Annotated in this window: 18 protein-coding genes and 1 tRNA gene; 14 read left to right on the forward strand and 5 right to left on the reverse strand. The window is 40.8% G+C overall.

Annotation, left to right across the window (positions count from 1 at the left end; all coding sequences use genetic code 11):
- The first annotated feature begins 9 nt into the window (after positions 1 to 9).
- The 3 genes from RT138_RS00510 to RT138_RS00520 all read left to right on the forward strand — a co-directional run bounded on the left by RT138_RS00510 (position 10) and on the right by RT138_RS00520 (position 4,988).
- Positions 10 to 2,310, forward strand: coding sequence for a GH92 family glycosyl hydrolase (locus tag RT138_RS00510; RefSeq protein WP_313189032.1), 2,301 nt, complete (start codon positions 10 to 12; stop codon positions 2,308 to 2,310).
- A 372-nt stretch (positions 2,311 to 2,682) separates the two neighbouring features.
- Positions 2,683 to 2,880 carry a hypothetical protein gene (locus tag RT138_RS18835; protein WP_409529443.1) on the forward strand — a complete coding sequence of 66 codons (198 nt, stop codon included), beginning with the start codon at positions 2,683 to 2,685 and terminating at the stop codon, positions 2,878 to 2,880.
- A 1,385-nt stretch (positions 2,881 to 4,265) separates the two neighbouring features.
- A complete protein-coding gene (locus tag RT138_RS00520) occupies positions 4,266 to 4,988 on the forward strand; it encodes a WbqC family protein (protein WP_313189034.1) in 723 nt (240 codons plus the stop codon).
- Positions 4,989 to 5,106: 118 nt separating this feature from the next.
- On the opposite strand, the gene RT138_RS00525 is transcribed toward RT138_RS00520, so the two are convergent.
- Together RT138_RS00525 and RT138_RS00530 are read right to left on the reverse strand one after the other, a co-directional pair.
- Positions 5,107 to 5,180 (reverse strand) — tRNA-His (locus tag RT138_RS00525).
- A gap of 157 nt (positions 5,181 to 5,337) precedes the next feature.
- Positions 5,338 to 6,897, reverse strand: a complete 1,560-nt coding sequence (locus RT138_RS00530) for a serine hydrolase (protein WP_313189035.1) — start codon at positions 6,895 to 6,897, stop codon at positions 5,338 to 5,340.
- Positions 6,898 to 7,307: 410 nt separating this feature from the next.
- Between RT138_RS00530 and RT138_RS00535 the strand changes: the two genes are divergently transcribed.
- Together RT138_RS00535 and RT138_RS00540 are read left to right on the forward strand one after the other, a co-directional pair.
- Entirely contained in the window at positions 7,308 to 7,649 is a 342-nt protein-coding gene (locus RT138_RS00535) for a four-helix bundle copper-binding protein (protein WP_313189036.1), read from the forward strand.
- Between the two features lie 188 nt (positions 7,650 to 7,837).
- A complete protein-coding gene (locus tag RT138_RS00540; protein ID WP_313189037.1) occupies positions 7,838 to 8,254 on the forward strand; it encodes a hypothetical protein in 417 nt (138 codons plus the stop codon).
- A gap of 4 nt (positions 8,255 to 8,258) precedes the next feature.
- Here the strand turns inward: RT138_RS00540 and RT138_RS00545 are convergent, their stop codons facing one another.
- Positions 8,259 to 9,782, reverse strand: coding sequence for a PLP-dependent aminotransferase family protein (locus tag RT138_RS00545; protein ID WP_313189038.1), 1,524 nt, complete (start codon positions 9,780 to 9,782; stop codon positions 8,259 to 8,261).
- 10 nt (positions 9,783 to 9,792) lie between these two features.
- On the opposite strand from RT138_RS00545, the gene RT138_RS00550 reads away from it, so the two are divergent.
- Genes RT138_RS00550 through bioA form a run of 5 tightly spaced genes read left to right on the forward strand, consistent with a single transcriptional unit; the run spans position 9,793 to position 14,381 of the window.
- Positions 9,793 to 10,413 (forward strand): hypothetical protein, encoded by a 621-nt coding sequence (locus RT138_RS00550; RefSeq protein ID WP_313189039.1) that lies wholly within the window; start codon positions 9,793 to 9,795, stop codon positions 10,411 to 10,413.
- Positions 10,382 to 11,512, forward strand: coding sequence for a pyridoxal phosphate-dependent aminotransferase family protein (locus RT138_RS00555; RefSeq protein ID WP_313189040.1), 1,131 nt, complete (start codon positions 10,382 to 10,384; stop codon positions 11,510 to 11,512). The genes RT138_RS00550 and RT138_RS00555 overlap by 32 nt, the downstream gene beginning before the upstream one ends.
- On the forward strand, positions 11,505 to 12,122 hold the full coding sequence (gene bioD, locus RT138_RS00560; RefSeq protein WP_313189041.1) for a dethiobiotin synthase: 618 nt from the start codon (positions 11,505 to 11,507) through the stop codon (positions 12,120 to 12,122). The genes RT138_RS00555 and bioD overlap by 8 nt, the downstream gene beginning before the upstream one ends.
- Positions 12,123 to 12,126: 4 nt before the next feature.
- A complete protein-coding gene (gene bioB, locus RT138_RS00565; RefSeq protein ID WP_313189042.1) occupies positions 12,127 to 13,125 on the forward strand; it encodes a biotin synthase BioB in 999 nt (332 codons plus the stop codon).
- Positions 13,107 to 14,381, forward strand: a complete 1,275-nt coding sequence (gene bioA / locus RT138_RS00570; protein WP_313189043.1) for an adenosylmethionine--8-amino-7-oxononanoate transaminase — start codon at positions 13,107 to 13,109, stop codon at positions 14,379 to 14,381. Before bioB ends, bioA begins: the two co-directional genes overlap by 19 nt.
- Positions 14,382 to 14,445: 64 nt before the next feature.
- Here bioA and RT138_RS00575 read toward each other — a convergent pair whose 3' ends face one another.
- Complete coding sequence (locus tag RT138_RS00575) at positions 14,446 to 15,348, reverse strand: SH3 domain-containing protein (protein WP_313189044.1); 903 nt, start codon at positions 15,346 to 15,348, stop codon at positions 14,446 to 14,448.
- A gap of 378 nt (positions 15,349 to 15,726) precedes the next feature.
- Between RT138_RS00575 and RT138_RS00580 the strand changes: the two genes are divergently transcribed.
- The 4 genes from RT138_RS00580 to arsB all read left to right on the forward strand — a co-directional run bounded on the left by RT138_RS00580 (position 15,727) and on the right by arsB (position 22,334).
- Positions 15,727 to 18,906: a SusC/RagA family TonB-linked outer membrane protein gene (locus RT138_RS00580; RefSeq protein WP_313189045.1), complete on the forward strand. Its 3,180-nt coding sequence runs from the start codon at positions 15,727 to 15,729 to the stop codon at positions 18,904 to 18,906.
- Positions 18,907 to 18,917: 11 nt separating this feature from the next.
- Positions 18,918 to 20,456: a SusD/RagB family nutrient-binding outer membrane lipoprotein gene (locus RT138_RS00585; RefSeq protein ID WP_313189046.1), complete on the forward strand. Its 1,539-nt coding sequence runs from the start codon at positions 18,918 to 18,920 to the stop codon at positions 20,454 to 20,456.
- 216 nt (positions 20,457 to 20,672) lie between these two features.
- A complete protein-coding gene (locus RT138_RS00590; RefSeq protein WP_313189047.1) occupies positions 20,673 to 21,290 on the forward strand; it encodes a protein-tyrosine-phosphatase in 618 nt (205 codons plus the stop codon).
- A complete protein-coding gene (gene arsB / locus RT138_RS00595) occupies positions 21,291 to 22,334 on the forward strand; it encodes an ACR3 family arsenite efflux transporter (protein ID WP_313189048.1) in 1,044 nt (347 codons plus the stop codon). It begins immediately after the preceding gene.
- A 50-nt stretch (positions 22,335 to 22,384) separates the two neighbouring features.
- Here arsB and RT138_RS00600 read toward each other — a convergent pair whose 3' ends face one another.
- Entirely contained in the window at positions 22,385 to 23,188 is an 804-nt protein-coding gene (locus RT138_RS00600; RefSeq protein ID WP_313189049.1) for a class I SAM-dependent methyltransferase, read from the reverse strand.
- Positions 23,189 to 23,191: the final 3 nt, after the last annotated feature.

Here is a 23,191-nt window from a genome sequence, read left to right on the forward strand (position 1 = left end):
GATAAATCCATGTTTTTAAAAACCATAGTTTCCGTAATTTTTGTAAGCTTGGCCATCACTGTTGAAGCGCAATCTCCAGTTGGCGTTTCAAGATATGTGAATCCATTTATTGGGGCGAGTACCAATACGGCGAGTTCTTACCATGGACTTGGGAAAACTTTTCCAGGTGCTGCCACTCCATTTGGTATGACTCAGGTCAGTCCCAATACCGTTACGGGCGGTGACAATGGTTCTGGATATAGCTATGAGCATAAAACCATTGAAGGTTTTGCCTTTACACAGATGAGTGGTGTGGGATGGTATGGAGATTTGGGAAATTTTTTGGTAATGCCCAGTACGGGACCATTACATGTTATTGCAGGAAAAGAAGGTTCAGATGAGCTCCAAGGTTATAGATCTACATATGATAAGAGCTCAGAAACGGCTACGGCTGGTTATTATTCTGTGTTCTTAGATCGCTATCAGATCAAGGCGGAGGCTACAGCATCGCCTTATGGCGGTATGCTTCGGTTTACATTTCCTGAAAATGATTCCTCAAGGATTCAAATAGATTTGGCGAGGAGGGTCGGTGGAACCTCTACCCGGCAGTCAGTGGAAGTTGTAGATGGAAATACCATCAAAGGTTGGATTAAATGTGACTCAACTGGAGGAGGTTGGGGGGATGGGGATGGGCATCCCGATTATACGGTTTACTTTTATGCGGAATTTAGCAAACCCTTGTTAAATTATGGGTTCTGGGCACAGGATGTGCCCGATGGACAGGACCGCAAAAATAAGGATGTAGCGAGCCTTGATTATCAGCGTATGCTGGAGAGGGCAAAGATCATTCCCGGAGCTTCTGCTGTTGAGGCCGACCATGTTGGGTTTTATCTGGAGTTTCCTACGAGAGATCAAGAACAGGTATTGCTGAAGGTTGGGATTTCTTTCACAGATATGGAAGGTGCTGAAAACAATTTCTTTGCCGATGTGAAAGGGAAGAACTTTAGGACCATGCAGGAGTTGGCTCAAAAGGCTTGGGATGATGCCTTAGGTAAAATAGATGTCAAAGGGGCTACAGATGACGAAAAATCTGTATTCTATACGGCACTTTACCATACCATGATTGATCCAAGGAACATTACGGATGTCGATGGGCGATATCCAAGACCAAATGGAAAGGTGCATGCATCGGAAGGTTTTACCAAAAGGACCATTTTTAGTGGTTGGGATGTTTTCAGGAGTCAATTTCCATTGCAGACGATTATCAATCCAAAGATGGTCAATGAAGAAATCAACTCCTTGATTAGCCTAGCTCAGCAAAGCAATAAGAATTATTTAGAGCGTTGGGAGTTTTTCAATGCTTATAGTGGTTGTATGATCGGAAATCCGGCTCTATCGGTGATTGCGGATGCCTATGCAAAGGGTATCCGTGGATTTAACCAAGAGGAAGCCTTGGACCTGATGATCAAAACCTCGGAAAAGTTTGGGAATTCTGACCTAGGATATGTTCCGGTGGAAACAGGATTTAGTATTTCTGAAACCTTGGAATATGCCTATACGGATTGGTGTATTGCCCAAATGGCCAAAAGCATGGGCAAGAAGGATATTTATGAGAAATACATGAAACGTGGGCAGTTCTACAGGAATATATTTGATTCTCGAAAGAATTGGTTTAGACCCAAACATAAGGATGGTTCTTGGGAGAAATGGCCGGAGGAAGGACGCTTGAAGGAATGGTACGGCAGTATTGAAGCGAATGCATATCAGCAAGGTTGGTTTGTACCGCATGATGTCGAAGGAATGGTTGAGTTAATGGGGGGCAGGGAAAAAGTATTGGCGGACCTGACGGCATTCTTTGAAAATACGCCAAAGGATTTCTTGTGGAATAAGTATTATAACCATGCCAATGAACCCGTGCATCATGTACCCTTTCTGTTCAATAGGTTAGGGGCGCCGGAGCTGACCCAAAAATGGACCCGGTACATCTGTGAGCATGCCTATAAAAATGAGGTGGAGGGCTTGACAGGTAACGAGGATGTGGGTCAAATGTCGGCTTGGTATGTCCTTGCGGCTTCAGGTATTCATCCTATTGCGCCAGGTGATCCGGTCTATGAGATCACAAGTCCGGTTTTTGAGGAAATAACTTTCAAGCTTGACAATGGGAAACAGTTCAATATTGTGGCGAGCGGAAATTCTAAAGAAAATATCTATATACAATCTGCAAGCTTAAATGGAAAACCTTTGGAAGCAATGCAGATCAGCCATGCGGACCTCTTGAAAGGAGGTACATTGAAACTTGAAATGGGGGCAATGCCGAAGCTGAAGAATTAAGGGCTCATCCTTATTTCCTCGTATCCATGGTAGAGATATAATGCTCCATAGGTCCAGTTTGGACCTTTCAGATCAGGGTAATTAAATCGGTCCATCATCAAGGCGATATATTTTGTTGGATATCCCTCAGGAAGTTCAATAACATTTGGCCAAACCCTACTGTTGCTGGTTTCGTCCCAAGGTGGAAGGTCGATGTTTAAGTGGCCCAATTCTTTAAGGTCAGGATAGGAATAGATAAAGATTTCCTTTTCGGAGCTGCCTGAAAAGCAGTAAAGTTTACCGTTGATTCTTTGAATGGAGGTTCCGGTAGAATTATGCTTTACAGGACCTGCAATTTTTTTATAGCCCTTGTCCCAATCATCGGATTCCAGTATGATGGCTTTATATCCATCGCTATTTTCACAGGTCAATATTCGCCATTTATTGGCGTCTTTGTCAAATATTATGTGCGGATCTTCAATATCTCCGACCTGGCCCATTGGTTTAGCTTTCATAATGGAGAAACCAAATCTTGGGTCTTGTCTTGACTCTACCGCTAGTAATTGTTTCTTCTCGTTTTTGTTGGCATAAGCACTGAACCCCGTCGTGATCCCTCTCCAAATGGAGTCCCTGCGGTCAAAGATGATATGGGAGGCGACCTCATTTCGCCATAAACCATCCCCTCGATCAAATACCACAATGCCCTCAAACTTGATGTCAAATACTGAAGGGTCCATGCTAAAGATCCCTTGGAGATGATGCGGTAATGCCCTTCCGCGCACGCTCATGCTAAACCATAGACGACCTTGATCCATAATGGGTTCGCCAGTTTCGTAGGTCAGAGCGCGGATATCTGCAAGACCCATTCCGGCATTTAATTGGATGTCCACTGATTTTATAGCTATGATCCCTTTTTGCTGCTGAGCATATAATGAGGTCTGGTATTTGCGGATTTTTTCAACTTCCCGTAGGTCTGTGTGTTCCGCAAAATCCATTTGGGCAATGACAGTAGGTAGGCCCTCATTTTGAAGGTAAAGGGTCAATCCACTGCCAAGCATCTGTAAGATGAGCTTGCCTTTTAAAGGAATATCTTTTTTCTCTGGAATATAAATAGATTGATTGAAATTAATGTGCTCTGCTGGTTTTTGATGGTCAAATTCAATGTTAGCAATAAGTCCTGCTGCATAAGAAATGGAGAGTCGGACAATTTCCTTCTTTTTCGGATCGGCAAATTGAAAGCCCAGTTTCCCTTCTCCAGTGATATCGCCCAGGTCCATGATATAGGTGGCAAAAGGATTAAATCCTGCCAACCAAATCGTTGATTCAGATGCCGATTCTGCAGTAATGTTTAATAGTCCATTTTCAATACTGATCCTTGCTGAGTCTTTTCCATATTGTTGGCTAGGATGCATAAGATGTAATCCTATAATTTTTTCAGGCTTCAGGCTTGCCAATGGGATAGATTGGTCCTGGTCAAAGATAATGCGCTTTACTCCTTGACGGACAAATTGTATTGCTGTTGGAGCAGTCTGGGAATAAGCTGCTAACGTAAAGAATAGGGTTACAAAGAATGTACTGCTTAGTTTTATCATGATAGGTTTAGCGATGATACAATTTACAAAATTCTTGGAAGTTAATTAGCATCCTAAAAAAGCCTTCTTTAAATATTATTGGTATCTAATTATGGTAACCCGTAAGAATGAGCCATTTGTTCGTTTTAACTTTGAATTAGTTAGTGATTTAGAAGTCTCAATCGATCAGATTTTGAGGGCTCTGTAATCAATTTTGATAGATTTAAAAATGCTGCTGAAGGAGTAATAGGCTGTTTTTACTATTCAGGCTGAAGTGCTATGAACTGAATCTATCCGGATGCAATGCCGATAATAATATTTTCTATACCTAAATGATGAACCCTTTCCAAAGGGCTACATATGGGGATAGCTATGCACTAAAACCAAACTAATTATTAAATAAAAATGCTTAGGAAAAAGATCGGAATAATTCAGCCTTATTTCTTTCCGTATTTAGGGTATATCAGCCTATTGAAACATACGGATCGATTTATTTTATTGGATACCGTGCAATACATTCAACGAGGTTGGATCGAACGGAACCGTATTTTGAAACAGGATGATGGATGGTTATATATACAGGTCCCTGTGAAAAAACCAAACGGAAGAGCTTCCTTGATCAAGGAATGTGTTTTGGACAACAGTCAGCCCTGGAAGGATAAAATATTTTCACAAATGGCCATCTATAAAAAGATTGCTCCTTATTATAAACCGACCCTAGATTTTGTGAAAGGAACTTTGTCCAAGGACTTTGATGATATAACTTCCCTGAACAGGCATGTGCTGACTGAAATCTGTAATTATCTGGATATGCCAAGGGAGATAGTTGCCTTTTCAGAGATGGAATTGATAATCGAGCAACCGAAGGATTCTGATGAGTGGGCATTAAATATCTGTAAGTCGATAGGGCAGAAAGTTACTTATGTTAATCCAATCGGCGGAATGAGTTTTTATAATCGGGAAAAATATACTCAGTCGGATATTGATATTTTCTTTCATGAAATAAAGCTTCGGGATTATCAGCAAGGAGGTCGGGTGTTTGAGCCAGGCCTATCTATTCTAGATGCTTTGATGTTCAATAGCAAGGAGGAGGTACATGAGATGTTAGATCAGTATAAATTGAATTAGGAGAGTAAAACGGGTTGATAGATTTCAATCCGTTTTTTTGTTTAGGATTTTTGGATAAGGATAATGTTGGAGTGTTTATTACACAAAAAAAGGAGGTCATTTTGACCTCCTTTAACCGGGTAAGTAATGGGGCTCGAACCCACGACCCCTAGAACCACAATCTAGTGCTCTAACCAACTGAGCTATACCTACCGTGTTTTTGTGATACAAAAGTAGGATTAATCTATATATACTCCAAATGTTTTTACGCTAATCATTGCTTTAAACAGTGAAAAAGCTCATTTCTAATGAGATATTTTTATTTGCTGGAGGAAAATCTCCTTTTGCTGCATTAATTATGCTTCGAAAATCAATCTATTCTTTTTAAATCTAAGTCATGGAAGTCAAAAGAAAAGTCTGTTAATGGGGAAACGGCTTTCATTTTTATGCTTTCAGCCTTGGCATTTTCATCCAGGTTGAACATAACATACGAGTCTGCATTCATGCTGCGGTCATTCCATGCTGCAACGAAGGTGTTGCCTTGGTAATAGTACATTTTGCCCTGCAGCTGTGGAGATCTTGCTGATGTAAAATATAGTTGACCATTTCGGTTACTGATTTCGATTTCTCCGAACCATGCATCTTTATATTTACCAACGAAAGGAGAGAAGTCTATTTTTTGGTCTTGGGACTTGATCTTGGCCCAGACCTCATTGGTAACTTTGTCGCCTTCGCTTTCGTTTTTGGATTCCCTAGCTTTAAGTTCTGTCAGGCGGTCGGTTCCTTTGATACCGAAATAGGAATCTTTGATCTGATTGGTAATCGTGGTAAAAGCATAGCCGGACTGTTGGTTGGTCAGCACGATAATTCCGAGTTTCAGTTCAGGAATCAAAGTCATTTGAGTAACCATGCCACCTAAGCCACCGGTATGTTCGGCAACAAAGTATCCATTCTGATCACTGAGAAAGAAGCCCAAACCATATCCTGTAAAGTGTGCATTATAAGGTCCTGAACCTCCGATAACAGTCTGTAGGGTTAGGATCTGCGCAAGCCTTCTTTCGGAAATGAGTTGCTTTTCCAGGTTGTTCCCGTATTTTCCTTTGTTCAAAAGCATGGTTGCCCATTTGCTCATATCTTCTATACTGCTATTTATTCCGCCCGCTGCATTGGTTGTTTCGCTTAGGTATCGGGCAATGGTTATCAATTTGCCATCTACAGGGACATGGGCATCGATTACATTGTTTTTGGACTTCATCCGGCTCAGTGAGGCAGCACTATTCGTCATGCCAAGAGGAGCCATGATCCTTTTCTCTATAAAGTCTTCCCAGCTCATTCCCGACGCTCTTTTCAAGACCTCGCCAGCAACGATATAAAGTAGGTTGTCATAATCGAATTTTGTTCTAAAGCTGGATACCGGTTTAAGGTACCTCAGGTTATGGATCACTTCTTCGGTATTGAAATTTGCAGAATCAGGCCAAAACATGAGGTCACCAGCACCGAGACCTAATCCTGAGCGGTGGGTCAATAGATCCCTAACAGTAAATTCTGAAGTGACATAAGGGTCATGCATCTTGAATTCTGGAATAAACTCGGTGACTTTGCTATCCCAAGTTAGTTTTCCCTCGTCCATGAGCATGCCCAAGGCAAATGCCGTAAAGGCCTTGCTATTTGATGCGATTGCAAAGGCAGTTTGATTGTCAACGGGTTTTTTACTGTTTATTGATCTTTCCCCATATCCTTTTAGGTGGATGGTTTTTCCATCTTTTATGATCCCTAAAGCTATTCCCGGCACATTGAAGCTCTTCATGGTTTTTTCTACAAGTTGGTCCAGGTCTTTTTCAGGAAGTCCCTGAGCAACGGACTTGAAGGAAAAGGATAATAGAAAAAGTATTGCCAATAAGTGACTGAAAGAAGATTTGTAATTGTTCATGATTTCCAAATTAGGTTTCAATTGCAAAACGTTCAACTTTTCTGATGAAAATTGCGATTTCTCGATAAATGTAGCTTGTATTTTTAGGAATATAAAATCCGGTTCTATTTATTTTAAAATACTGGAGTAGAGGGTTTTCTACAAAATTAAAAATACTGCATTTCCACCTTTTGGCTAAAATTAATCGTTGATAAAATGAATGATGAGGTTTCAGAAAAAAGTTTCCATGGATTCATTTTTCAGAAGAAAAAGATTATCTGTCATTGTAATTTATTTAATACAAATCAAAAATTAACTTATAAAAATGAATTTAATTTGAACGAATTAATTGAGAAAGTGTTAACTTGATGGGTATCAATGCTAAAGCTATTGAGCTCAGTTTTATTATTAGCAATAAAAAGGATAAGCAAATGGAACAAGATCAATTGATAAAGAATTGTATAGATGCGTGTCAGCAATGTGTAGTTGCTTGTTTAAAATGTGCACAAGCATGTTTGAAAGAGGAGAAGCTGGAGATGATGCGTAAGTGCATTCAAACAGATTTGGAATGTGCAGAAATCTGTGAGTCTACCTATAAACTGTTGATTATGGACAGTAAGCCTAAGTTGGAGATCGTCAAGATTTGTTTGGACTTATGTGAGGCCTGTGCGGAAGAATGTGAAAAACATGCTGCCCACGGAATGGAACACTGTCGTGAATGTGCCGAAGCCTGTAGGTCTTGTGCTGAAGCTTGTAGGAAATTGGTAGCATAATCTGCTGACAATTAAGTATTGATAAAAAGCATTAAGAGTTAGATTTTCAAAGAATTAATAATAAGATAATCTAAATCTCCACTGCTATTGCCTTGAAAAAGAGTAAATTAACCAATAAATGGATAATTAAGGGTTTTCCTGATAGATCTTTAATCATCTCTTATCACTAACACATAAATTATGAAGCTATGGTTACTAAAAACATACTGGTAGATTCGGCATTGATAGGCACTATCCACTTTTATGCTTATGTATTCAACACTGATAATGGTGTTATAGGGTTTGGCTTATTTCCAAATAATAGTCCTAGACCCATATTTTATCTTTTGAATTCCCAAGGCACGAAAATTTCTCTACATTTTGATGAGGAGCTGATCCTAAAAGTTTGCCAGCAAAGTAATTTCACTACCCATGAACGTCGGATGCTTTTCCGAGAATTCCTAGATTTTGCAACAAAAATGGAAAAAAAGGCCGCTCAGTTGGTCTTTAGGGATACAAAGATGAATTATCTGGCGGATTCTAGGGATATGGTGAAATATAAACGCATGTATGTCCATTTTAAAGACTCTCAACCTAAAGAAAGCAGGACAATCTTTGCAGACTAAAATATTAGATTTCCGATAGGCTAAATTTTAAGATTTGGATAGCTTTATCCATTTCTTCTAGGTTTAGATTGCCAAACCCCATTCGCATGGCCTGTAGGTCCTTTTGCTGGTAAAGCAAGGTCTTGGGGATAAATAAGTTGTTCTTTGCCGCTTGCTGACTGAGTTTGAGTAGGTTGATGGGCTTTTTCCATTTCAACCAAAATGCAAGGCCACCATTGGGGATATTAAATTCCAGCAGGTCACCTAATTCTTTTTCAAGTAGAATTGCCATGTAGTCCCTTCTTTCTTTGTAAACCTTCAGCGACTTTTTGAGATGCCTATGTATCGCACCTTCCTCGATCATTTCACCCAAAGCCTGTTCCATTAGGATGTCTCCCTGCCTGTCAATGATCCCGAGATGTTTTCTCATTTCAACCATCAGGTTTTCAGGAGCAACGATAAAGCTTGTTCGGAAGCCGGGAGCCAAGGATTTCCCAAAGGAACCCACATAGATCAACATCCCGTTCTGGTCTGATGTAGCAAGAGGGAGAAGTGGTTGCTTGTCGAATTGGAAGTCATAGTCATGGTCATCTTCAACGATGATGAAGCCGTATTGATTTGCCAGCTGCAGGATTTTCATTCGCTTATGCGCACTTAAGCTAACCGTGGTTGGGTAATGTTGCTGGGCTGTGAGGTAAAGCATCCTTACGGTCTGCTTTTGACAGATCCTTTCCAGTGCTTCCACGTCGATTCCATCATCCTCCAATGGGATAGACATGATTTTGCTGCCAGACTTCTGAAAGATCATATTCGCGGCGAAGTAACTCAATTCAGCGACCAGCACGGTATCATCCTCCGTGAGCAAGATTTCCGAGATGATGTAAAGGCTCATCTCGATACTCCTGCTGATAAGGAGGTTGTTCTTGTTGATCTTCAAGGCACGGCTGCTCTGCAGGTAATCGAGCATCTGTTCCTTAAAATATTCGCTCCCTTCCTGATTGTAATAACCCATCTTTGACCGGTTGCTCTTGCGTTTCATGTTGGAGCTATAGAATCTAGAGAGGTCTTCAAATTGTGTCAATCGGATATCGGGACTGCCATCATTGAAGATGTAATCGCAGTTGGTGTGTTCAAAAGGACTGTCCAAGAGAATTGATTTTTTGAAGGTATAGCCAGTTTCCTTTGGATATTGGAAACTTGAAAGGTCTTGCTGTTCCTGCAGAGGAAGTTGTGAGGCGACGTATGTCCCTTTATTGGGATGGATTTCTACCCAGCCTTGTCCGAAGAGTTCCTCATAAACTGCAGTTATCGTGTTCCGGTGCACTTCGAGCAAGTCCCCCATGGCCCGAGTACCTAATAATTTGGTTCCCGGCTTAAGCTTCCCCTGTGCGATGGCTTGGATAAATTGATTCGCTACCTGCAAGTAGATGGGGGTAGCGGAATTTCTTTCAATGTGGATAAAACTTTTAAAGGGTATACTAACCGGACTAATCATATTCTTTAAACTGGCACCTTTGAACCATCCGGCAAGGTAGTACTTTTGGGCCAATTAGAAAAATATGAAAGCAATCCTGAATCAAATCGTGGCGGATGCCACGGTTCACGCCAAATGGCTGAATACCCTTTCTTTTATGGAAAATGCTGGTGCCAGAAAAATCTCAGCATGCGAAGACCCCGTGCGAACGGATCTCCTCCAATTGAAGCATGCTGCCGAAGAACATAGACATGCTTATTATCTCAAGAAGCAAATCGCCAAGTTGGCTGTGTCTGGCTTTGAGTATTATGATGAAGATTCATTGTTAGGAGGTAAATCTTCCATTCAATATTTACATCGTCTGGACGTGAAAACCAGCCGATATCTAAAACAACAGTTTAGCTTATCTGGTCAAGTTTTACGCTATGCAGCCTATTTATTTGTGACCTATGCCATCGAGGTTAGAGCAGATGAATTGTATCCGATCTATCAAGATGCGTTAAATGAAGCTGGTTCAAAGGTAATGGTGAAATCCATTATCCTGGAGGAAGAGGGGCATCTAGAAGAGATGGTCAGCCAATTGAAAGGTTTTGACACAGAATGGGAAAGACATGCTCAGAAAATCTTACAGATCGAGGCAGACTTATTTCAAGATTGGATAGCCGCGCTGTCGAATGAAGTTTCTTGTTGTGATGTCAATAATTGATGGATTATTCCTAGAGCTCCAGAATAGAAAGCGAGAAGGCCGGTACAGGCAATTGAAGAAACAAAAACAAGGTGTTGACTTCTTTTCCAATGATTACTTAGGTTTTGCAAGGAGTGAAGGTTTTAAATCCAGGTTACATGATATTTTACTGCAGTATCCATATTCCATATTGGGAGCGACAGGTTCCAGGTTAATTTCTGGAAATTCAGACTTACACATGGAGATAGAGCAGTCTGTCGCAAGTCAGCATGGTTTTGAATCAGCCCTATTATTTCCCTCTGGCTATAATGCAAACTTATCCTTGTTCTCGACATTGCCGAAGAGAGGGGATACCATCATCTTGGATGAAAAGGTCCATCGATCTGTTTATGATGGCTGTAGGCTTTCAGCGGCGGTTCGCTGGAAGTTTCGGCATAACGACCTTGCACAACTGGAGGATTTACTGAAGAAGGCCAAGGGCAGAATCTGGGTGGGGATAGAAAGTCTTTATTCCATGGATGGGGATTTCGCGTCGATCCAAGAGATAGCAGCCCTCTGCAAGCAATATGCTGCAGCCTTGATCGTGGATGAAGCCCATGCCATTGGAACATGTGGATTGGGTCTTGTTGATCATTATAATCTGCAAGATCAGGTTTTTGTAACTGTCATCACGTACGGCAAAGCGATGGGCTTATCAGGTGCTTCTGTTTTAGGGTCTTCATGCCTTATTGATTATCTGATCAACTATTCTACAACCTTTATCTACAGTACTGGTCTTCCTGATTTTCATGCCTTAGGTATTCAGGCTTCTTATGAATTTTTAAGAGATAACAGGCTCTTAGTTAATAGTCTGCAAGAGAACATTAAACAATACAATCATATTAAGACGTCGGATTCTATTCCATTTAGAAGTCCTATCATACCGGTTAGATTTTCAGAACCAAGAAATTTGGATAGGGCAATTGGTCTCTTGGAAAACCAAGGGATCTTAGGCTATGCAATCAAGTATCCTACAGTGCCCAAAGGCGAGGAGATGTTGCGCATTTCGATGCATGCCTTTAACACAAGAGAAGAAATAGAATTATTGAAAAACTGTCTAAAGGAAGTAAATAATGAATAAGAAATATTTTGTAACAGGAATTGGAACCTCGGTGGGGAAAACCATAGTGTCAGCCGTCCTGGTAAAACTTTGGAATGCGGAGTACTGGAAGCCGATTCAGTCAGGAGACCTTGAAAGCAGCGATAGCCAAATGCTCAGAACATTGGTAGGAGCTGAGCTGGTAGTTCATCCAGAGCGATTTAAATTAAATACAGCGGCTTCCCCGCATTATGCCGCGGAAGTTGATGGAGTGGAGATCAAGCTCCAAGATTTCCAACTTCCTGCATGCAGTGGAAACCTCATCGTTGAAGGTGCGGGAGGAATGTTTGTCCCCATAAATGATCAGCATTTTATCCTAGATCTTGTAGTGTATCTGGACTTGCCGGTAATCTTGGTCTGTTCAGACTATTTAGGAAGCATCAACCATAGTTTGCTTTCCTTTCACAGTTTAAATGAGCGAGGAATAGCAGTGGATTATATTGTGCTGAATGGAGAATTCAAGGAGGCAAGCAAAAGGATATTGATCAAAAACAGACCGGCTGGCAGCAAGATCATCGAGATCCCCCAATTGGAATCATTAGATGCAGTAGGGCTAGAAAAAGCAATTTTAAAAATTAGAATAGAAAATTAAGAAAATGAGTGCTAATAAAACATTAAAACACGATTGGACGAAAGAAGAGTTATTAGAGATCTATAACAGACCATTATTGGAATTGGTATATGAAGCTGCTACTGTACATAGGCAGTGGCATAATCCACAAGAAGTCCAGATTTCAACTTTGTTGTCAGTCAAGACGGGAGGTTGTCCAGAAGATTGTTCCTATTGTGGGCAGGCCGCACGGTACCATACCGATATCAAGGTGCAGGCCTTATTGCCAACAGAGACCGTTTTGGCCCATGCCAAGAAAGCAAAAGACAGTGGTTCTTCCAGGTTCTGTATGGCTGCCGCTTGGCGAGAGGTAAGGGACAATCGAGATTTTGACAGGATCATTGAAATGGTTCAGGGGGTCAATGAAATGGGCTTGGAAGTGTGCTGTACGCTAGGGATGTTGACCGAGGAGCAAGCCAATAGGCTTCAGGAAGCCGGTCTTTATGCCTATAACCATAACTTGGATACTTCCGAGGAGTTTTATGATGAGATAATCTCCACTAGAAAGTTTGACAATAGGATAGAAACCATTAAAAATGTCAGGAAAGCAGGGATTACCGTCTGTTCAGGAGGTATCATAGGTTTGGGAGAGAAAGCTGAAGATAGGATTTCGATGCTCCGCACTTTGGCCAATATGGAAAAACATCCAGAATCTGTGCCTATCAACGCATTGGCGAGGGTAGCCGGAACGCCTTTAGAGCATTTGCCAAAAATTGATGTGTGGGAAATGGTCAGGATGATTGCTACGGCGAGGATAGTTTTGCCATCTTCTATGGTCAGGTTAAGTGCGGGACGTATAGAAATGAATGAGGAAGAGCAGGCATGGTGTTTTATGGCTGGGGCAAACTCGATATTTACGGGTGAAAGACAGACCCTGTTGGTGACACCCAATCCTGGCGTGGATGAAGATATGCAGATGTTGAAGAACTTGGGCTTAAAACCAATGGAATTGAAAAAGGAGGGCTTTTGCAAAAGCAATGCATAGATCGTGATATAGCGGTCAATTGGCATCCTTATTCGCAGATGAAGACCAGTAAGCACCTTCCCATCGTACGTGGAAAAGATGCTTATCTTTTCGATATGGAAGGAAATCGCTATCTAGATATGGTAAGTTCGTGGTGGGTTACCCTCCATGGCCATTCAAATTCGTATATTGCGGATAAAGTCTATGAACAGCTTAATACTTTAGAGCAGGTCATCTTTGCTGGCTTCACGCACCTGCCGGCAATTACTCTTTCAGAACGGTTATTAGAATTGCTTCCTTCCAACCAGAAGAAGGTATTTTATTCTGACAACGGTTCTACGGCAGTGGAAGTTGCCTTGAAGATGTGCATACAGTTTGCCTTCAACCAAGGCAAACGCAAGAATAAGATTGTTGCTCTAAAGAACGGATACCATGGGGATACCTTTGGTGCGATGTCGGTTAGTGCTCGTGGACAGTGGACTGCTCCTTTTGCAGATTTGTTATTTGATGTCATATTTTTTGATGCTCCTACAGCGGAAAACCTGGAAGCGAACAAAAAGATCATTGCTGAGCATGCCGATCAGATAGCCTGTTTCATTTACGAACCTTTGGTCCAAGGGGCAGGAGGGATGCTGATGCATCAGGCCGAACATTTATCGGACTTAATGGTTTATTGTAAGTCGCAAGGGATCATGTTGATTCAGGACGAAGTCTTTGTGGGCTTCGGAAGGACAGGGACTTTGTTTGCTGCAGATCAATTGACCGAAAAACCCGATGTCATGTGTTTTTCAAAGGGATTGACCGGCGGAACGATGCCCATGGGGATTACGACTTGTACGGAGGAACTTTATCAAGCATTCTATTCGGATGAAAAAAAGATGGCTCTATTCCATGGCCATTCCTTTACTGCGAGTCCGATAGCATGTGCAGCTTCTTTGGCTAGCTTGGATTTATTACTGCTTGATTCTACTCAGGCAAAAATAAAGGCCATTACGGAATGGCATAGCCAATTTGCCAAAGAATTAAAGGGATATGAAAATGCAAAAAATATCCGCCAGACAGGGACCATCCTAGCATTTGAGTGGGAAACCCAAACCGAGACCTCATATTTTAATAAGGTTCAGGAAAAGTTGTTCAATGAATTTATGGCGAGGGGGGTCTTATTGAGACCAATGGGCAATGTGCTGTATATCCTGCCGCCATATTGCACGGAGAAAGAAGATTTAGAATATACCTATCAACAGATCTTGGAGCTGTTGAAGAACAACGATATTTAAGGAACTATTTGATAATAGTAGTGTGACTAAAAAGGCTTGCTGAGTTTACTCAAGCAAGCCGTTTTTATTTTTGTATGGTCCTTTCAGAAACCTTCACATAGGCATTGCCATTTCGTTGATAGGTTTCTTCCTTTTTCGAGATCTTAAACCTGATTTCATCTTCAGGATTGGCCTCTTCCTCAAATTCAGCTTCTCCTTCCTCAGATATCTTCAGGATAACATCATTCCCAAGCTTATGCTTTTTAGGGAAAACCAACTCTTCGGCATAATAAAAAACACCGGCATCCGAAACCGAAGTAGTTTTCGGTAGGGTCGTGAATTGTTCTCCATCCCAAGCAAAGTAGTTTTCTTCGGAGGCTATTCCACAGGCCTCTCCTAGGAATTTGATGGCATAGATGCATTTCGCATAATTCAAACCAGGTTTGGTATTTAATTCACCTAAGGTATAGGATTGCTCACCTGGGTAGTATGGAAAACTTTTAGAAGCCAGCAATTCTTTGTTCTTGTTTAATATTTTGGCTTCTACCCAATAATAGTTTTCAAGCTCTTCATTGGATTTCCATGCAAAACCATACATGAAGGTTTCCCCGGAATTCTTATTCTGCTCATGGTCCAGGCTCAAAAGTCCTAACCAGATATATCCAGTTCTTTTCTGTCTGTCCTTCTGATATTCAATTTTATGCCAAGGCAGGTACATACCTCGTAAAGAGATCGGGTTTAATGATAATTCATCCATAAATTTTACTTCAGTCCCTAAGGGAATGGAATCCAGCAATTCAGCTTTCGAGCTTGGCTCACTTCTGACATAGGCCATATTCACAAAAACCAAAGCTGAGCTATCCTTACTTGTATGGTAAAGGTTAAAATCATCATAAACAAGGTAAGCAGCCGCTTCTTGTGATTTTGCCAGCTGAATGTTAAGTGTAAATAATGGAAAAATAATAAGAAGCGCGCTGATCAATTTCATAGTGTGATTTTAAGACTATACAAAAATAACAAGATCCTACTCGACAAATATAGCTGAAATCAGCTATTATTGTTCATTTTAAGGAAGAAGCTTAAAATTATTTGATTAAGGTTATGTAGGTTTATATGATTGAATATCAGTAACATGAAAGACTTAAGGTTATAAACTCAAACAATGTCTAGTAAAAAAGTATAGATTTTTCCAATAATGTAATCTACTAATTAGGTAGATTTTATATATTTGCAGCAGAATTTATTCAATATGTATATTAAATCAACCCATAACAGTTTTCGAATGTGCGTAGGAGGTAGGTAAGCTAAGGAAGACTATCTCCAATAATTTCTATTCCATTTTATTAATCCATTTCAAATTATTTACATGAACAGAACGATATATTTTTATCTCGTAGGGCTATTCTTTGCCATAGGAATTGGTCAAACACAAGCCCAAAATATCATTAAAGGCAAGGTTTTGAATGAGCTGAATCAAGTGATTTCAGGAGCTACCGTTATTGATAAAACAACGCAGAAGCAAACCCAAACCAATGCTTTAGGGGAATTTACATTAGACTCTTCCAATCCGAAGACCCAGATCAAGGTTAGTTTTCTTGGATATCAAGATCAGGATCTAGAGGTAAATGCCTCGGAGCCCATTACGGTACGTTTAGTACCTAGCAATGATGTCTTGGAGGAAGTGGTTGTGACCGCTTTGGGTATTTCAAGAGAAAAGAAAGCATTGGGCTATGCTGTGCAAGAAGTGAAATCAACAGAATTACAGACCAGACCTACCAATGCAATGGCTGCATTATCAGGAAAGGTAGCAGGTCTACAGATTGTCTCATCCGGGGGGAATATGGGTGGATCAACCCGTACGCTATTAAGAGGGATCAATTCCATTGCAGGTAGCAATCAACCTCTTTATGTGGTAGACGGAACACCAATCGATAACTCCGATCTAAACTCCTCTTCCACCATCAACGGGTCGGCGGGAAAGGATGTTGGAAACATGATCCAAGATCTAAACCCAGATGATATCGAGAATATTTCAGTCCTTAAGGGGCCATCTGCAGCGGCATTATATGGCTCCAGAGCATCCAATGGCGTGATTTTGATCACGACCAAACGTGCAGGAAAAGGCGAGCAGGTCAGTATCGATTTAAATACAGGTCTGGAATTCGAAAACATTGTCAGACTCCCAAAACGCCAGCATCTATATGGGCAAGGCTATAGCCAAAACTTTCAAACGGTCAATATTGAAGGGAAAGACTATAAAATAGTGGATTACGCTGCTGATGAAAGCTGGGGACCAAAATTAGATGGAACGCCAGTATTGCAATGGTATAATTTAAATCCAGAAGATGCTGCAGATTATTTAAACCCATCTCCTTGGTTATATCCAGAGCATGATGTCAGTTATTTCTTCAATACCGGTTTGGCAAATACCAACAATATCGCTATTGCTGGAAATTCAGGAAATACGAATTATAGATTTTCTTACACCAATAAGAACGTAAAAGGAACAGTTCCCAACTCTACCTTGGGACGTAATACCCTAAATTTCTCTGGAGGAACCAAGTTAGGTAAGTTGAGCATCAATTCCAGTATCAATTATATCCACAATACCTCCTTGGGAAAACCATGGACAGGAGCATCCAACAGAAACATTATTCTGGAGGCTTTCCAATGGGGAGCGGTGCAGGTAGATTACAAACTCTTAGAAAACTACAAACGCCCAGATGGAACTCCATTGGCATGGAATAGAACAGGCTGGCAAAACACTCCAGCAGCAGAAGCGACCCGTTTTATCGACAACCCTTATTGGTCGGCTTATGAGAGCTATCTTGAAGAAAAAAGAGACCGATTCTATGGTAATATTGGCGCGCAATATGAAGTGACCGATTGGTTACAGATCGGGGCTAAAGTCCATGGCGATATCTACCAGTTCGGGACTCAAGATCGTATTGCGGTATACTCACGCAGTGCTTCCCAATACGAGGAGACCAGCAATAAATTAAACGAATACAACTATGAATTCTTGGCTACTGCCAAAAAGAATTGGGATAAGATTTCTTTGGTGGCCAATGTAGGAGCAAACTTAAGGGATCAACACAGAAAAGTTGATTATGCCATCACCCAAGGTGGTCTAATTGTACCTAACTATTACAATTTAAAGAATGCATCCAGCGTAAAGATTGAAAACTTCACCTACAATCGTCGCATTGCTTCCTTGTATGGTAGTGCTTCCTTAGGTTACAATGACCTATTGTTTTTGGATGCTACGGTACGTAATGATTGGTCTTCGACCTTACCGAGCCATGCAAATTCCTTTATCTATCCATCATTTACCGGCAGTTTTGTGTTTTCACAATTGCCAGCTATCCAAAGTCTAGATTGGTTGTCTTTCGGAAAGGTCAGGTTAGGTTGGGCGCAAGTTGGTAATGATACGGACCCATACCAATTGAACAAGGTTTATGATGTGGAACAATCATTTGATGGCAAGCCATCCAATAAACTGCCTTCCACCCTGAACAATGCTGATCTTAAACCAGAGATTACCAGTTCTTGGGAGACAGGCCTAAACTTGCAGTTCTTTAAAAATAGATTGGGTTTTGATGTGACCTACTATCACAACACCTCCAGAAACCAGATTCTTCCCATTCCCGTATCATCAGCTTTTGGCTATGAAGCAAAGGTGCTGAATGCCGGAAAAGTGGAGAATAAAGGTATTGAGGTAATTTTGAATGCAACACCGGTTCGCTCTGAAAATTTTGAATGGAACTCTAGCATCAACTGGGCCAGAAACAGAAATAAAGTCCTTAAACTGGATGAACTCGTAAATACCTTAACCTTAAGTTCTTCCTTGATCAACTTGGTGGCTAGAGAGGGGCAACCATACGGACAGCTATTAGGTTATGATTTTGTCTATGCAGATGGGCAACGCGTAATCAAAGAAGATGGAAGCTACCAAAGGACCTCTCAATTGGTTCCTCTCGGGTCTGTATTACCAGATTATCTATTTGGTTTCCAAAACAGTTTCCGTTATAAAAACTTCAACTTTGGATTCTTGATCGATGGTCGCGTAGGTGGAAGCTTCTATTCGCAGACCTATAATGTCGGTATGTATTCCGGAATCTTGGAGCGCACCGCTGAAAATAATGTCCGTGAAGATGGTATTGTCCTAGAGGGTGTAAAGACTGATGTCGTATTTAATGCAGATGGAACCTATTCAACTAGCAATATCAGACCCAATGATACACGGATTACCGCTCAACAATGGGGAAGGAATGAGTCCAGTGGACCAACTACATTCTCCATATTTGATGGCACTTTCATCAAGCTTAGGGAAGTTACCTTAGGCTATACCATCCCCTTAAACAATCCTAAGGTGGTAAAAGGAGTGCGATTATCAGCCTATGCGAGAAATGTTTGGAATATCTATACCAAGAGTAAATACATCGATCCGGAATTCACCAACAGTAGTGGGAATGTTCAAGGGATAGAGGGTGGAAATATTCCAACACCACTGACCTATGGATTTAATGTTAACCTTAAATTTTAATGCTAGAAAAAATGAAAATTAAACATATCCTATATACATCTTTGCTGTCCTTGAGTTTTATCTCTTGTTCCAAAGATACCTTGCAAGAGATTAATGTAGACCCAAATAGGCCTTCCAATGTACCTACACCCAGTCTTTTTCTGTCTGCAGAAAGGCAGGTAGTCAATGCCCTGAGAAGCGAGAGCATTCATTTCAGAGGGGCTCAGCTCTTTGCCCAATATTTTAGCCAGAATATCTATACCGATCAATCCAGGTATTTGGTTTCGGCAGGATATTCCGATGAATATTGGACCAATACCTACAAGGCCCTCAGCAACCTGAATGAAATTATCCTGCTGAACGAAGATGAAGCGACGAAAATACAGGCACAAGCAAATGGTGCCGGGGCGAATTCTACACAGATAGCTATTGCTAGGATCTTGAAATCCTTTGCATTCCATTCCCTAACGGATGTTTTCGGAGATATCCCTTATGAGTCCTATGGGAACAAGGATCCTGATTTTGAAGCGCTGAAGAGAAATCCAGATGTCCTGACACCTAAATATGCTTCTCAGGAGAAAGTTTACAAGGATATCCTAAATGAGCTTAAGATTGCAGCCGATACATTGGCGAAATATAAGTCAGGAGTGACCTTCGGAACTTCAGATATCGTTTATCAAGGGAAGAATGAGAAATGGTTCAAGTTTGCCAATTCATTAAGGTTGAGGCTGGCGAATCGCATCTTGACCAAAGATAAGGCATTGGCGACCCAGCATATTGAAGACGCCTTGAAAAGAGGCGTGTTTACCTCGAATGCTGACAATGCCGGCTTTACCTATTCCAGTGCGTCTCCATATGAAGCTCCGTTGTTTAGGGCTACAGTAACAGCCAATAGAAAGGATTTTGCTGTGTCTCATGTTCTTATTGATGTATTGAAAGGGGACAGAGGGCCATTTAAGATAGAAGATCCAAGGTTGAGCAAGTATGCAAAGCCAAACAGTAAAAATATTTACAAGGGTCAGCCTTATGGCTTACCATTAGCAGCTGGAAATCTATTCCCACTAGACAGTATCTCTTTGCCAGGAGACTTGGTCAATAGAGCAAATGCTTTTGAGGTTTTGCAGGAATATTCCGAGGTAGAATTCTTGATTTCAGAATATAAAGGTTGGGAACAGGCTAGCTATGAAAATGGGGTCAAAGCTTCCTTAGAACGCTGGGGAGCCAGTCCGGCTGAAGTCACGGCCTATCTAACGAAAGTTCCTAAAGCAAATAAGGAAAATGTCCTATCTCAAAAATACTTGGCTTTGTATGGACAAGGTATTGAATCCTGGACAGAGATCCGGAGAACAGGATACCCATTGTTCCTGGTTAAAAAAGGAGAGCTGGTATGGTCAGGAACGGTTGAAGGAAAACCAGTATCCTATTCTTTTGTGCCTGAGATAGGGGATTCCATTCCAAGCAGGTTGGTTTATCCTTTGAAGGAACAAAGTACCAACAAGACTAACTATCAATCCGCATTGAGCAATCAAGGTGATGATGTACAATTCACGAAAATTTGGTGGAATAAGTAAAATGTAATCAATAATTGTAAGCGGAGATCATTTATGGTCTCCGTTTTTTTTTTGCCAAGGACAGAAAGAGAAAAGTTATATCCCTTATTGAAAAATTAATATAAAGAATTTGATATTAAAATTCTAATATCGTAATATTGCGATGTTATTATCCTTCTTCTCTCTCGGAAGTATGATCAACAGCAGTTTTAAATATTTATTTCTTTACTACAATTTATGAATGCCCATTTAAAAAACAGCATAAACCAATTAAACTGGGGAGGCTTTGACAACACAGAACGAAGGGAAACCCTGAAACCACTAATCGATTTCATTCAGCATAAATTAAATGCTCAGGAAAAAATCAATCTTAATTTCATTTGTACCCATAATTCGCGTCGCAGCCATTTGTCTCAAATTTGGGCGCAGACAGCAGCTTCCTATTTTAACATTTCCAAGGTAAACTGTTATTCGGGAGGGACCGAAGAAACAAGATTGTTTCCAGCTGTCATTGATACCCTGCTGGCGCAAGGTTTTGAGGTCCTGCAATTATCCGATTCGGAAAATCCCATCTATGCAATAAAGTACTCGAGAACGGATTCTCCAATTATTGGTTTTTCTAAAAAACATGAGCATGCATTTAATCCTGACGCGGGGTTTGCTGCCATTATGACTTGTTCCCAAGCAGATGCAGGCTGTCCATTTATTGCGGGTGCCGAAAAAAGAATTCCGGTGACCTATGAAGACCCTAAGATTTCAGATGGCACGCCTGAACAAGCAGAAGTCTATGCCAAACGCAGTCTGCAGATTGCTGAAGAAATGTTCTACATATTTTCACAGATCAAATCCGAATAGATGAATTCAAAATTAAAATTCCTTGATCGCTATCTAACCCTTTGGATATTTTTAGCGATGGCAATTGGAGTAGGGATTGGTAAAATTATTCCTTCCTCTTCCCAATGGATTAACCATTTCCAAACGGGCTCGACGAATATTCCTTTGGCCATTGGGCTTATTCTCATGATGTACCCACCATTAGCCAAGGTGAAATATGAACATATCGGGAAAGTATTCCGGAATATTAAAGTATTGATGACTTCGTTGGTCCTTAATTGGGTTATTGGGCCTGTTTTGATGTTTGCCTTGGCCATTCTTTTCCTCCATGATCTCCCCGAATATATGACCGGGCTGATTTTGATCGGTTTGGCTCGTTGTATTGCCATGGTGGTCGTTTGGAATGAGCTTGCAGAAGGCAACCGTGAATATGCGGCCGGTTTGATTGCCTTGAATAGCATCTTCCAAGTAATCTTATATAGCCTTTATGCTTATTTTTTTATCACTGTTTTGCCAGCATATTTTGGAGTTTCTGGTTTATCTATAGATATTTCTATCCTAGAAATTGCCAAGAGTGTGGGTATCTATCTGGGAATTCCATTTCTGATGGGTATTAGCAGTCGATATGCATTGATTGCCTTAAAAGGGGAAGATTGGTTTCAAAATAAATTTATTCCGTTTATCTCACCAATTACTCTTATTTCACTACTCTTTACCATCCTTGTCATGTTCAGTCTCAAAGGGGAAATGATCGTGCAATTACCTCTTGATGTACTAAGGGTAGCTATTCCATTAGTCATTTACTTTGCCATCATGTTTGTCGTAAGCTTTTTGGCAGGTAAAAGGGTAGGTGCAGATTATTCGCAAAGCACAGCAATAGCCTTTACAGCTGCTGGTAATAATTTTGAATTGGCAATTGCAGTTGCTATTGCTGTCTTCGGAATTAATAGTGGACAGGCATTTGTTGGGGTGATAGGACCATTGGTAGAGGTGCCGGCTTTGATAGCCTTGGTCAATCTGGCCTTTTGGTTCCGGAAAAAATATTTTAATTCTAGACCCGTATGATGAAAAAGCGTCCAGTTGAATTATCTTCATCTGGATTCTTTTTTATCTTACTAACTATTCTTCCTTGCAGTAATGGCGTACAACATTGGGATTATCTTTTCTAAGCCTTTGATTTGATATTTGCCAGCTTCAATTTCCACTGTATTTTTAAAACAATTGTACGGTGAATGATCATATTCAGAGAAAGATTCAATCTGCAATCCAATGTTCAATAAACCTTGAAAGACTTCAGATAGGGAATGGTTCCAGGAAACTTCTTCAGCAACAATGTCTGCATTCCGGTCAGCATAAGTTCCCTCTTGCACTTCTACAATGGCCCCATCGTTAAAATAGGAATATTGGAACTTGCTGAAATCATGGTCGAACATCCAGACCACAGGATGGAATTCAACAAATACCAGTTTTCCACCGGGTTTTAAGCATCTAGAAATCACTTCTGCCCAACGGTTCAGGTCTGGTAACCAACCAATAGTTCCGTAACTGGTAAAGACGATATCAAACTTTCCGTTCAGTGTAGCTGGGGCTTCATAGACATCCGAGCAAATAAATTCAGCATTTAGACCTAGTTGATTGTTCAATTTTTGAGCTTGTTCGATTGCTCGATCAGAAAGGTCCAGTCCCGTTACACTAGCGCCTAAGCGAGCTAAGGAAAGGCTATCTTGCCCAAAATGACATTGTAGGTGAAGGATTTCCTTGCCTTTAACATCTCCCAATAGCTCAATTTCAATAGGATTTAAGGAACTGTTGCCCTTTAAAAATCCTTCGTTGTCATAAAAGTCACTGTCAACGTGCGCTGCGGTTTTTTGATTCCACAGAATTTTGTTGATCTCCTTGTAATTAGGTTGTTCTTTCATTGT

Origin of the sequence: Sphingobacterium sp. (assembly GCF_032065005.1) — a bacterium.
Taxonomy (GTDB): domain Bacteria; phylum Bacteroidota; class Bacteroidia; order Sphingobacteriales; family Sphingobacteriaceae; genus Sphingobacterium.